The sequence below is a fragment of the Litoribacterium kuwaitense genome (genome assembly GCF_011058155.1).
Taxonomy (GTDB): domain Bacteria; phylum Bacillota; class Bacilli; order Bacillales; family DSM-28697; genus Litoribacterium; species Litoribacterium kuwaitense.
The window spans coordinates 21,026-32,552 of sequence record NZ_JAALFC010000036.1; the positions used below are offsets into that span (position 1 = coordinate 21,026).

14 protein-coding genes and 1 pseudogene are annotated in these 11,527 nt (G+C 45.3%); 7 read left to right on the plus strand and 8 right to left on the minus strand.

The window, feature by feature from the left end:
- The first annotated feature begins 265 nt into the window (after positions 1–265).
- Positions 266–409 (plus strand): hypothetical protein, encoded by a 144-nt coding sequence (locus G4V62_RS15155; RefSeq protein WP_165203661.1) that lies wholly within the window; start codon positions 266–268, stop codon positions 407–409.
- A gap of 112 nt (positions 410–521) precedes the next feature.
- Here G4V62_RS15155 and hmpA read toward each other — a convergent pair.
- A pseudogene (gene hmpA, locus G4V62_RS15160) lies at positions 522–1,747 on the minus strand (NO-inducible flavohemoprotein).
- Positions 1,748–1,981: 234 nt separating this feature from the next.
- Here hmpA and G4V62_RS15165 point away from each other — a divergent pair.
- The 5 genes from G4V62_RS15165 to G4V62_RS15185 all read left to right on the plus strand — a co-directional run bounded on the left by G4V62_RS15165 (position 1,982) and on the right by G4V62_RS15185 (position 4,372).
- Positions 1,982–2,611, plus strand: coding sequence for a TetR/AcrR family transcriptional regulator (locus tag G4V62_RS15165; protein WP_312855505.1), 630 nt, complete (start codon positions 1,982–1,984; stop codon positions 2,609–2,611).
- Between the two features lie 5 nt (positions 2,612–2,616).
- Complete coding sequence (locus G4V62_RS15170; protein WP_165203663.1) at positions 2,617–3,159, plus strand: GNAT family N-acetyltransferase; 543 nt, start codon at positions 2,617–2,619, stop codon at positions 3,157–3,159.
- A gap of 82 nt (positions 3,160–3,241) precedes the next feature.
- Complete coding sequence (locus G4V62_RS15175) at positions 3,242–3,640, plus strand: nucleotidyltransferase substrate binding protein (protein ID WP_212508804.1); 399 nt, start codon at positions 3,242–3,244, stop codon at positions 3,638–3,640.
- A gap of 2 nt (positions 3,641–3,642) precedes the next feature.
- Positions 3,643–3,951, plus strand: a complete 309-nt coding sequence (locus G4V62_RS15180; RefSeq protein ID WP_165203667.1) for a nucleotidyltransferase family protein — start codon at positions 3,643–3,645, stop codon at positions 3,949–3,951.
- A 208-nt stretch (positions 3,952–4,159) separates the two neighbouring features.
- The gene (locus G4V62_RS15185) at positions 4,160–4,372 is read left to right on the plus strand and encodes a hypothetical protein (protein ID WP_165203669.1); all 213 of its coding nucleotides are present in this window, start codon (positions 4,160–4,162) and stop codon (positions 4,370–4,372) included.
- A 26-nt stretch (positions 4,373–4,398) separates the two neighbouring features.
- Here the strand turns inward: G4V62_RS15185 and G4V62_RS15190 are convergent, their stop codons facing one another.
- Genes G4V62_RS15190 through G4V62_RS15205 form a run of 4 tightly spaced genes read right to left on the minus strand, consistent with a single transcriptional unit; the run spans position 4,399 to position 7,440 of the window.
- Complete coding sequence (locus tag G4V62_RS15190; RefSeq protein ID WP_165203671.1) at positions 4,399–5,121, minus strand: amino acid ABC transporter permease; 723 nt, start codon at positions 5,119–5,121, stop codon at positions 4,399–4,401.
- An 18-nt stretch (positions 5,122–5,139) separates the two neighbouring features.
- On the minus strand, positions 5,140–5,838 hold the full coding sequence (locus tag G4V62_RS15195; protein WP_165203673.1) for an amino acid ABC transporter permease: 699 nt from the start codon (positions 5,836–5,838) through the stop codon (positions 5,140–5,142).
- Positions 5,839–5,851: 13 nt separating this feature from the next.
- Positions 5,852–6,685: an amino acid ABC transporter substrate-binding protein gene (locus tag G4V62_RS15200; protein WP_165203675.1), complete on the minus strand. Its 834-nt coding sequence runs from the start codon at positions 6,683–6,685 to the stop codon at positions 5,852–5,854.
- Between the two features lie 17 nt (positions 6,686–6,702).
- Positions 6,703–7,440: an amino acid ABC transporter ATP-binding protein gene (locus tag G4V62_RS15205; protein WP_165203677.1), complete on the minus strand. Its 738-nt coding sequence runs from the start codon at positions 7,438–7,440 to the stop codon at positions 6,703–6,705.
- A 109-nt stretch (positions 7,441–7,549) separates the two neighbouring features.
- Here G4V62_RS15205 and G4V62_RS15210 point away from each other — a divergent pair, with 109 nt between their 5' ends.
- Positions 7,550–8,716 carry an acyl-CoA dehydrogenase family protein gene (locus G4V62_RS15210; protein ID WP_165203679.1) on the plus strand — a complete coding sequence of 389 codons (1,167 nt, stop codon included), beginning with the start codon at positions 7,550–7,552 and terminating at the stop codon, positions 8,714–8,716.
- Positions 8,717–8,845: 129 nt separating this feature from the next.
- Here the strand turns inward: G4V62_RS15210 and G4V62_RS15215 are convergent, their stop codons facing one another.
- From G4V62_RS15215 to G4V62_RS15225, 3 genes are all read right to left on the minus strand, one after another.
- The gene (locus G4V62_RS15215) at positions 8,846–10,051 is read right to left on the minus strand and encodes a GTP-binding protein (protein WP_165203681.1); all 1,206 of its coding nucleotides are present in this window, start codon (positions 10,049–10,051) and stop codon (positions 8,846–8,848) included.
- 614 nt (positions 10,052–10,665) lie between these two features.
- Entirely contained in the window at positions 10,666–10,923 is a 258-nt protein-coding gene (locus G4V62_RS15220) for a hypothetical protein (protein ID WP_165203683.1), read from the minus strand.
- Positions 10,924–11,053: 130 nt separating this feature from the next.
- Positions 11,054–11,527, minus strand: a 474-nt coding sequence (locus G4V62_RS15225) for a hypothetical protein (RefSeq protein WP_165203685.1), incomplete at its 5' end; no start/stop codon positions are given.

Sequence of the window (11,527 nt, forward strand, 5' to 3'; positions counted from 1 at the left end):
TAGTGAAGACACAAGCTTTCGCTCATTCCATGTCACTTAAAACCAACTTCATTTTACAAAGGTTCATGGTCCGTTGCCTGTTTTTTAATGTGGGTCATAATTCCTCTGTATCGCGCTTTTTTGTCCCTGCAAATGAGTACAGGCATTGTGTATATCGCTGTTTCTCTATTCGTAGTCCTATACGTTGTTTCCGGGTAAATCGAAAAATTGAAGTAAATTCCAATTGACCCGCATTTTTGCGACAGTTCCACGAGGAGGTCTTCACATGGAAAAAGAACATATTGGCGCATGCGCACGCTGTGGAAGGGATGTCTATTGTCGCGGAGGCGTTGTGGAAGGAGAAGTGCAAAACGATCATTCGCTCGTTTGCCCAAGTTGTATAGACGAAGAAAAAGAGGAAAGCCGTTGATTCCCGTGAAGGAGCAACGGCTTTTTTGATGGGTGAAATAGTAAATGATTCTTTGTCGATCAGACCTACTCGCAAGAAGGCGTTGGGAAAGATTTAATGAGCCTGCCATAGGTTAGAGCACGGCGGTAATGTCGTCGGCGGGGCCGAAAATCTCGAAATGTAAATCATTTTCAGCGACGTCTAAGCCTTTGAGTGACTGATACACTGTTTTCATAAATCCTTTTGGTCCACAGAAATAAAAGGCGGCATCGGTTGTTGGGAGGATGTTTTGCAGCCATTCACGATCGATATGGCCTAGCTTATCATACGTATCGCCTGCGTTCGGGCGATCGTAAATCGTATAGCTCGTAACGTTGTGTGATGCCACAATATCACGCACACGCTCTTTCATCGCATGGATGTTGCCACTTTTGGCAGCATGAATATAAATGACTTGGCGCTCTGGCTGCTTATGGATCACCGTTTCGAGCATACTCATGAGCGGAGTTAAGCCGACGCCACCGCTAATCAGGACGAGCGGACGTGTATCTTCCAGATCAAGGGTGAATTCTCCTGAAGGTGCACTGATCGGCAGGATAGAGCCTTCGTGAATGTCTCGGTGCAAAAAGCTTGATACGACGCCGGCAGGGCCGTTTTCATGACGATCCTCGCGCTTTACGCTAATGCGATACACGTCTTTTCCGGGTGAGGTCGATAAACTGTATTGGCGCAAGTGTGTGTATGGCTCGCCTTCAATATCTGCTTTCACTGTAATGTATTGGCCAGGAAGATAGGACGGAATGGGTTGCCCATCGACAGGCTGGAGGTAAAAGGACGTAATGCAATCGCTTTCGACAATCTTCTTAACGACCTTGAAGTCGCGATAATCGAGCCATCCTCCTGTGTTGACACTCTCCTCATACATCTCTTTTCCACGGAAATGAAGATGTCGGCAATGACTTGATACGCTTTTGCCCAAGCATCGATGATGTCGTCTGTTGCTGCCTCGCCTAAGACGTCTTTGATTGCGATTAATAAGTATTTGCCAACGATTGGATAGTGCTCTGCCTTCACATTCAGACTCGTATGTTTGTGGGCGATCTGCTTCACGTGAGGCAAGATCGTTTCCAATTGATCGATGTTTGCCGCCGCCGCGTATACGGTTTGTGCCAATGCCTTTGACTGTGCGCCTTTGCGTTGGTTCGTCTGGTTAAAAATGTTTTTAAGTTCTGGGTGGTCGCTTAACATGCGTTCGTAAAATCGCTTCGTAATTTCGGTTCCATGCTCCTGTAAGACAGGCACCGTTGCTTTAATCGTTTCTTTCGTCTGTTGATCCAAGCCAGTGGTCGCGTTTGCCATCTTAAACGCTCCTTTTCAAAAAGATGTATTTTAAATATATCTTTATCTTATGGTGAATGATTTTGGAAAACAACAGGGGAAAAGGCGTTTTTTGTGAACATCATGTGAAATGTATAACAATTATAAAATTTCAAATCGTAAGGTTGAAACTATACATAGCTGTCGGTTATTATAAATAGAAATAAAAACGACACTTATGTATAGTTTGAAGCTCGGGTGAAAAAGGAGGCGATCGTGCTGGCGCCAAAAGTAAGTGATGACTATAAAAGAAAACGAAAAGAAGCGTTGCTGCAAGCGGCGAAGACCGTCTTTATGAAGAAGGGTTATGCCCGTACGTCGATGCAAGACATTATGGACGAAGCTGAGATTTCCCGTGGCGCATTTTATGGCTATTTTAACAATATTGCGCACGTCTTCCTGGAAGTGCTACAAAAAGAGGACGCGCGCGACTTGCAATGTTTTACTCCTAGCATGCTAGAGCCGATATGGCCGCAGCTGAAGAAGTGGATTGCAGAGCTTCGGGTACGTGTTGATGCTCTGGATGATACGTTGCTCTTTGCGCAAGCCGAGTTTTTCTTAACCTCAACGTATGTACAAAATAAAGCGGCGTATCCATACATCACTGAACGCTATCAGCGAATGGCACGTACGATTGCAGCAGCCATTAGAGAGGGAGAGAAGCGCGGGGAATGCAAACCCCAACTGCACGCAGACGCGATCGCGCATTTTATGATGTCGTTTGTCGACGGTTTTCTCTTAGACACGTTTCAATATGGGGTTGATAAAACAAAAGTAGATGAGCAATTCACGGCATTTTTATTTTCTTTGGAACAAATGCTTAAGCCGAAAATAGAAAAGGAGTGAGCGCGGTGTTGTTTACAGCAAAAAGAGTAAGGTTAAGGAAGATGACGACGGATGATACCAGCCTTTATCATGAGTGGCGTAACGATCTGGACGTGATGCAAGCAACCAATCCGTCGTTGGATGTGTACTCATATGCAGAGACGAAGGCCTTTGTTGAGGGGATTGTGAGCGGTTCGTCCGGAAAAAGCTACATCATTATGGAGCGAGACAATGATCAACCGATCGGTGTGACAGCGTTGACTCAGATCGACGCTAAGAACAGGAGCGCCGAATGTATTATTGATATCGGAAAGCAAAATTTTTGGGGAAAAGGCTACGGGGCAGAAGCGATGCAGCTGCTTCTAGATTATGCCTTCTTGGAAATGAACTTACACCGCGTGTCACTGCGCGTATTCTCGTTTAACGAGCGCGCCATCCGCCTTTATGAGAAGCTCGGCTTTCAGCACGAAGGCAAGGCGCGCGAAGCGTTGTTTAGAAACGGTAGGTGGCATGATATCGTCTACATGGGGATGCTGCAAGGAGAATTTGAGCAGGCAAAACATCGCTAAAAGCATTCAGCTGATCAGTGAATAGCGTTTCAAACTATGAGAATATAGGTATATCAATAGATGCGAAAGAGAGTTGACTGTGATGCATGCTAAGGAAATTCGTTGGAAGCAAAGATTTGAGAACTTTGAAAAAGCCTATAAGCTATTAGAGAAATACAGCTCGCAACCGATCGAAACAGAGTTAGAGCGAGCAGGAATCATTCAATTCTTTGAAATGACTGTTGAGCTTGCGTGGAAGGTGTGGAAGGATTACCTTGAAGCACAAGGATTTTTAGTGAAAAGCCCAAGAGAAACGATAAAGCAAGCTTTTCAAAGTGGCTATATTGCAGACGGGCACACATGGCTCGAAGCATTATTAAGTAGAAATCAACCCTCACAAATGTATGATGAAGAAAAGGCAAAAGAGATGATTGACACGATAAAACTTAAATTCCTCCCATTATTTGCAGACATGTATCATACTTTAGCAAAGGAATGTTGACGATGTTTGGTTTGTCCTCTATGGAGATTCATATGATTCAAGAGGTACTTCGTCAGTATCCAGAGATTGAAAAAGTGCATATTTTTGGAAGTCGCGCTTTAGGGACCTTTAAAAAAGGATCGGATATTGATTTGGTGGTCTATGGCTTAAATGTTTCAAATCAAACACTGCTTCGAGTGACTGATATGCTTGAAGAAGAGCTCCCGCTTCCTTATTTTTTCGATGTCGTGCATTATGAATCCATTGAGAATAAACGTCTAATTCAGCATATCGATGAATATGGTCAGCAAATTTATCAAAAAACGACGTGAAAAGGATCAGGTTGCGTTGTGAAGCAGGGATGCTCCTAAAATTTGAAGATGCCTTTAATCGATCGTTCACAAAGTGGCGTTCAAACGCTTCATTTTCTCAGAGAGCGAAAAGTTGATCTTTGAAAAAACAAGTAGAGTGCGCATGAATAGACGATCGTTACAAAAGGAGAGCGCACATCGTCTTTTTTAGGAAGGAGGAAAAAGCAGAATGGGTATTGTGGTTACGTGTATTGTCATTGCCGTCTTAAATATTGTGGCGGCGTTTACGATTTTTTCGGTAGGGAGTTTGTTTGAAGTGTTGCTCATGGTCGCTGCTCCAACCTTTTTCATGTGTACAGTCGTGGTGCTTTTATACGAAATTTTGCTGGCGATCGAAGCTGCGAATGCGCCGCCGATATTTAAAAAGAAAGACGACCAATGAGGCTTTTCTCTTAAAATCCGCTGCTGTTAGACAGCTTCACCTTGTGTACGTCCTTTGTAGCGTCGGGATCGTTTTTCGATGTTTGCGAACATCAATTCAAGAGCGATGCTGAGGAGCCAATAGAAAAGGGCGGCGAGCAAGTACGTTTCTAGAAAGCGGTAGCCGTCATTGGCGATGATGCGCGAAATGCCCATGACTTCCATGACGCCGATCGTAAAGGCGAGTGCCGATGCTTTAATTAACGTAATCAGCTGGTTGCCGAGATTAGGCAAGGCGATCTGAAACGCTTGTGGAAGTATGATACGCACATACCCTTGGAGCGTCGTCATCCCGACGGCATGGGCTGCTTCGAGCTGTCCTTTTTCCACCGACCCGATGGCGCTGCGGACGACTTCGGCCAAATAAGCGGCTGAATTTAAACTGTACGCAACGAGGACAATGAGGAGCGGTGACAGCATGTCGGGGTTTAGCTGCCATTGAAAAGTATGATTTAAATAAATGATCAGCATCGGCATTCCGTAAAAAAATACGAATAATTGTACAATTAATGGAGTGCCGCGAAAGAAGGAAACGAACAAGATCGAGAGCTGATAAAAGACAGGGACGCGATACAGGCGGAGTAGGGCAAGCATCGTGCCAAAGAGTAGACCAACCGCCATCGCGACAACGGTAATTAAAATTGTAAAAGGAAGACCTTGGATCAGTGCAGGAATTTGTTGAATGGCAAAGCCAAAGTCGATATTCGCCATGTTTGTATCCCCCCTTCTTTATTTTGTAATCGAAGCACGCCCCTTGATGAAAAGCCGCTCCAACCCTAGTACTCCTAATTCGATGGCAATACAAATCGCCCAATACACAATGGCAATTGCCACATAAACCTCAAACATTCCGAGACCATAGTTGTTTCCTATGATCAGCTTCACCTGTCCCATAATGTCGATGATGCCGATCGTGAAAGCGAGGGCTGTATCTTTGAGCAATTCAATTGTATGGTTGCCGAGGTTCGGTAAGGCGGCAACGGTTGCTTGTGGCAGGATAATACGCCGCAGTGCTTGCGGATAGGTCATGCCGACGCTGTACGCTGCTTCGACTTGTCCTTTATCAACGGACTGGTAAGCTGAGCGGAACACTTCTGACATGTAAGCACCTGTGTGAAGGGCAAAGGTGATCACGACAAAAGTAATGCGAGACCAATGGTTAATATCGATGCCGATCGCAAGCAATAGTTGAGGAATGCCAAAATAGACGAGAAAGAGCTGAACGATTAAAGGCGTGCTTCTCGTAAATGACAGGTAGACGGTTGCGATTGGATGAAATATCGGCAGCCTAGCGATGCGAATCAACGCCAAAATCCCGCCAACGATGAGCGAACATACGAGCGACAACGTAAGGATCAACAGCGTTAGGGGAAGGCGCTCGAGAACTTGCGCAAAGATAGTAACCCAATCTTCTACTCCAAAAGTCATCTATTCATCCCCCTCATTCAAATTGAAATCCTTCGTTTGAAATATCATCTAAGTCTTGGAAAAAGTCGACGCCAAACCACTTTTTCGCTAGTTCAGGTATGGTTCCATCAGCAATTAATGCCTCGGTGGCTTCGTTGATGTCCGTAGCCAATGTTGTATGCCCTGGCTGCAGCACGAGGAAAACCGGCTCTTTGGAGACAATCCCGCCAACCTTTAAATCGAGTTTGAGCTGCTCTTGAATGGCGTTAAATGTTGTTATATTTAAAAATACAGCATCGGAACGTCCGCTCTCGACACGCTGGAGATTATGCTCATTTGACGGGCTTTCTACTGTAGTTAGAGGAACTTCGGAGTCATTCGCTTCGTTATATGCATTTAATATTGCACGGAGTCCGCCGCTTCCGGATACTGGGGCCAACGCTTTATCAGTCATATCATCCAAGGATGTAATATCAGCATTGTCCTTGTGTACGATTAAGCCCGTCATCGAATAGCCATAGGCTGTGTCAGGATAGAGAAATTTCTCTTCGCGTTCGGGGTTGCTGAAAAACCAGTTGGCGGCGATGTCAAACTTCCCGGCGCCAACCCCGATGAGGTTGGATTCTTCCTCGCCCCAGACATAGGTAAAGTGATACTGAGGCAGCTTTTTCTGGACGGTATTGAAATAATCCATATTGTAGCCTTGAGGCTCGTTGTTTTCTCCAGTAAAGAGGAAGGGAGGATTCACTTCGGCACTCAGCGCGATTTGGATGATCTCTCTGCCGTCACTTGTCGTCGTTTGCCCTGCCGTACAGCCGGTGAGGAAAAGCATGAGCGCTGTCATGATAACAATTGGGCGAATGTTCATCGCGTGAACCTCCTAAATCATACTTGAAGCAAGCGACGAAGGAAGCGGCGTGTGCGTTCGTGTTTTGGGCGGCTGAGCACTTCTTCTGGTGCACCGCTTTCAACAATGTCTCCTTCCGCCATAAAGATCACTTGGTCAGAGACTTGTTTAGCAAATTCGATTTCGTGCGTGACGATGACCATCGTCATCCCTTGCTTGGCGATGTCTTTAATAATCGTCAGTACATCACCAACCATTTCTGGGTCGAGGGCGGAGGTAGGTTCGTCAAAGAGAAGCACCGCTGGGTTCACAGCTAGAGCACGGGCAATGCCGATCCGTTGCTGCTGTCCACCGGAAAGTTCTGTCGGGTACGCGTCTTTACGATGCAGGAGACCGACACGGTCGAGAAACGATTCAGCGATGTTCAATGCTTCGCTTTTATTCATTTGTTTCGCAATCAGTAAGCCTTCAGTAATGTTTTCTAAAGCCGTTTTATTTTTAAATAAGTGATAATGTTGAAAAACCATAGAGGATTGCTGTCTGAGCTCACGAATCTTTTTCTTAGAAGGGCGTGCGGCATCGATTTCCACCTCATTAATGTTGATCGTTCCTTGGTCAGGGACGTCGAGAAAATTTAAACTGCGAAGCAAAGTCGTTTTTCCAGAGCCACTCGGCCCGATAATGGCAACCACTTCACTTGGTTTAACAGAAAAATCAATGCCCTTTAGCACGTGAGCATCGCCGTAGGATTTGTGTAGGTTAGACACGCGAATCATCGCTAAACCCCCTTGCTACAAAGTTTTTGACAGAGACTTAAGGTATTGCTAAACTTATCATAATAAATCTGATGTGTAAAGTCGGTTTAAAGGAGAAAGGATGACATACATGACAAAGTCATTGTTTGCGACGAGCGAATTTCAAAGAGACTGGTTACAGAAGTTAGAGGCCTTGCGAACGGATTTTGAAGGGTCTGCTAAAGCAACAGATGAAGAGGCGCGTTTTCCTCAACAAAATATTCAACAGCTCGTTGATTTAGGCTATACATCGTTAACTTTACCAAAAGAATATGGGGGCGCAGGCTGTTCGATAGCCGATCTCGTGTTGTTTCAAGAGACGCTCGGAAGTATGGATGGTGCGACAGCATTGTCCATCGGATGGCACCAGGGTGTCGTCGGTGAAATCTATGAAAAACGGCAATGGACAGAGGATCAGCTTGCGTTTTTTGCTGAAGAAGTGAAAAAGGGTGCTGTTGTGAATCGGGCTGTGAGTGAAGCACAGACCGGCAGTCCGACGCGTGGTGGACGTCCGGGGACACAAGCGGTTCGTAAGGGAAGCGGCTGGGTGATTAGCGGCGAGAAAAACTTTACGACGATGTCACCATATTTGACGTACTTTCTCGTCGGCACGTGGATTGAGGAGAAGAAGGCGATGGGCTTTTTCCTCGTCCACCGCGATACGCCAGGCATTTCAATTCGGGAAAATTGGCATGTCATCGGCATGAGGGGGACAGAGAGCCACAACCTCGTGCTCGATGAGGTGGAAGTAGCGGATGAGCGTCTCGTGGAAGTTCAGCAAGGGCCGCGGGGCAATAAGGTCAATGGCTGGGCACTCCACATTCCGTCGACTTATCTTGGCATTGCGCAGGCCGCGCGGGATTACGCAGTCAAGTTTGCCACCGAGCATTCGCCGAACAGCATTGAAGGTACGATCAGTGATCTGCCAAATGTGCAAACGCTGATCGGGCAAATGGATTTAGAGATGATGCAATCGCGTTATATGATTTATGGTATTGCGCGTTCTTATGATGATGAAGTGACACGCGCCCTCGTCTCTCATGAGCTCGGTGCTGCAAAATACACTGTCGTTAATCACGCGATTACGACGATTGATAAAGCGATGCGTCTCGTCGGTGCCAAAAGCTTGAATCTGGACTGTCCTTTGCAACGGTACTACCGCGACGTTCGTGCCGGTTTGCACAACCCGCCAATGGACGATATGACGATTTCGAAGATCGCTAAGGCTGCGATCGAAGAGATGAAAAGTCATCGTTAAATAAATAAAGCTGCCGCCCTAAGGTAGGGAGGCAGCTTTATTAGATATGACCATTATTTAAACGTTTAATGAAGCGGAATTTTACGAGTCGGAACGACGATAGCCCTGTCTTTTTACTGCCAATCGAGATTAGTTATAGACGGGTGTGATTTGCCAATTAAAAGGGTCTTCTAATTTACTCCAGTCAGATTGGAGCTCTTCTGCGGTTAGCAAGCATTGATCTAGAAGGTTGGTGATTTCATTTTTCTCTAAATCAATTCCAATGAACACCAATTGTGTCATGCGGTCACCGAATGCTTCATCCCAGTCTTCTTTGATCTCGGGATTTTCTTTTAAAACCGCCTCCTGCTCTTTTTCGGGCAAAGAAGCAACCCAAAAGGATACGGGTTCAATCGTCACAGAGGGACCTGCCTTTGAGATGGACAAGGCAAGGTCGTTTCTAGTTGCGCACCAGGCAATCCCTTTGGCTCGTACAACATTTTTGCTTAAGGTTTCCATGAGGTCATCAAATCTTTTCGTGTGAAAGGGTAATCTTTGCTTATAAACAAAAGAACTAATCCCATACTCTTCTGTTTCTGGTTGATGTTCTTTATGACCAATTGTCAACTCTTTGATCCACCCAGCTGACTCACTGGCCGTCTCGAAATCGAAGAGGGACGTATTTAAAATATCACTTGGTTGGACTTGACCTTTCGACGTTTGAATAAATGTTGCTGCGGGTTGAAGCTTTCGTAAAACTCGTTCAAGGTGTTGTAATTCTTTTGGAGCGACAAGGTCACATTTGTTGATAATAAGAACATCACAAAATTCAATTTGCTCCAATAAGAGGTCTGAAATGTCGCGATCGTCATCATCACTCAATGCCTCTTTCCGGTCAAGCAACGTATCTCCAGATTGGAAGTCATGCCAGAAGCGATGCGCATCCACAACGGTCACCATTGTATCTAGCTTACAAAACCGTGTCAGGTCAATGCCTAAGTCCTCATCGATATAGGAGAACGTTTGCGCGACGGGGACAGGTTCGCTAATTCCTGTAGACTCAATAACGATATAATCGATATTTCCTTCTTGGGCAAGTCTTTCAACTTCCACAAGTAGGTCTTCACGAAGGGTACAGCAAATGCAGCCATTTGACATTTCTACTAATTTTTCTTCCGTTCGTTTCAACCCGCCGCCTTGTTTGATCGTGTCGGCATCTATATTCACTTCACTCATGTCATTCACGATCACAGCGACGCGTAACCCTTCTTTGTTCTTGAGAATATGGTTTAGAATGGTTGTTTTGCCAGCTCCTAAATACCCACTTAAGACCGTCACAGGAATTTTGCCTTTCATGTTTGACACTCCTTTTCAAATCGTAATAATTACGATTTAACTATAAATGAGTCGTACACATATGTAAAGGTATTTAAGTGATTGATCCGTGTATCGACTGCTTCATTCTTCGAAAATGGGCTCTAGAAGCATGCGAGGTGTGCAAGAATTGGGGAAGCTTGTGATGGTAAACATCTTAAAGACACAATTCACTGGTTATTTATGCTGTGAGATAGCAGAACAAACAGATCATTCGTCTGGCTGAGCTCGCTGACGCGAAGTGCATGTCGGCAGTGGAAGAATGATATGCGTCCATCGATGAATAAGAATGGCAGAGAGAACGATGTATTGCTTGCGGAGTGAAGAAAGTGACCTGCACCGCTTTGACTTAAAAGTTGAATGTATTGTCAATGTTAAAAAGGGGAAGGCATAAAAACAACGATGACATGTTTTTGTCACGTGCAAAAAATACCCTTCATATCGGGGGGAAAACTATGCAAGTCTATAATCGATGCGGAATTGTCATTGGACGACGTCATGGAGATCCATCCCAAAATACACCAAGTCATCGGAGGGTTCTATAGGTAAATGATCAGCCAAAAAAACAGGAGGTCATCCCTCCTGTTTGCCGTTCGTCATTCAATTTCTTCCCAATCGTTTCCTAATTGATCCAGCATCCTCTTTATCCGCCGATGATCAGCGTGGGGTGGGCCGTCTTTTTTCGTTTTTTGACTGCACATCCAGCAGGAACAATGGATTTTTCCTTTTGATAACATCCCAGCATATTTGACGTGCCATTGCAGCTGACGGACGAGCTTTGACTTTCGCTTCATCACACGCCACCGATGATGCTGATAATAGGCTCGGGGACGATTGGTACGGTAAGGCTTCAAAAACCATCACACTCCTTGGCGTAACGCCCAGCCCGTCATCATCTCCAAGGAATGTTAGACGATGACGGGCTGGGTACGATGGTCATTTCTGAAACGAGAAAATATGTCAAAATAAACGCCTCCTGTTTTTTTAAAGATCATAGGTTGTTTTTGTATAAGATTCTCTAAACGTATATTTTCCTGCGACACGTTCGGTGGAGAGGACTTTTCCCCCACGATCGTATGTCACCATGTCTCCAATCACTTCTACGTACCCTTTTCCTCCATGAATGATTGTTTTTGAGTGCGGGGGGATTGATCCTAATAAAGAATCAACCATTTCGCTTGTTTCGTTACCAAGGTTGACATCCGCATTATACCCTAAGGCTGCTGCGATCGTCTGGAGGTTTTGCTGGGCATTTTCCTCGGAGCCAAATGAACCGCTTGTGAATGAGGTGCTTGCATGTGGTGTTTGAAATTTGACAGTTTGCGCACTGTGATTTTCTATTTCCGCTGTATAATTAATCGAATCATCGAGCCGGTGGGTACCTACAAAATGACGCTGATCTATCGGGAGAGAACGAGCGCTTCGATCGTTGTGAGACAATGTATCTTCTACTTTTTT

Excerpts from the sequence above, each read along its gene's own strand:
- G4V62_RS15155 (WP_165203661.1), top strand. The coding sequence starts at position 266 with ATGGAAAAAGAACATATTGGCGCATGCGCACGCTGTGGAAGGGATGTC.
- G4V62_RS15175 (WP_212508804.1), top strand. The coding sequence starts at position 3,242 with ATGCATGCTAAGGAAATTCGTTGGAAGCAAAGATTTGAGAACTTTGAA.
- G4V62_RS15180 (WP_165203667.1), top strand. The coding sequence starts at position 3,643 with ATGTTTGGTTTGTCCTCTATGGAGATTCATATGATTCAAGAGGTACTT.
- G4V62_RS15185 (WP_165203669.1), top strand. The coding sequence starts at position 4,160 with ATGGGTATTGTGGTTACGTGTATTGTCATTGCCGTCTTAAATATTGTG.
- G4V62_RS15190 (WP_165203671.1), bottom strand. The coding sequence starts at position 5,121 with ATGGCGAATATCGACTTTGGCTTTGCCATTCAACAAATTCCTGCACTG.
- G4V62_RS15195 (WP_165203673.1), bottom strand. The coding sequence starts at position 5,838 with ATGACTTTTGGAGTAGAAGATTGGGTTACTATCTTTGCGCAAGTTCTC.
- G4V62_RS15200 (WP_165203675.1), bottom strand. The coding sequence starts at position 6,685 with ATGAACATTCGCCCAATTGTTATCATGACAGCGCTCATGCTTTTCCTC.
- G4V62_RS15205 (WP_165203677.1), bottom strand. The coding sequence starts at position 7,440 with ATGATTCGCGTGTCTAACCTACACAAATCCTACGGCGATGCTCACGTG.
- G4V62_RS15210 (WP_165203679.1), top strand. The coding sequence starts at position 7,550 with ATGACAAAGTCATTGTTTGCGACGAGCGAATTTCAAAGAGACTGGTTA.
- G4V62_RS15215 (WP_165203681.1), bottom strand. The coding sequence starts at position 10,051 with ATGAAAGGCAAAATTCCTGTGACGGTCTTAAGTGGGTATTTAGGAGCT.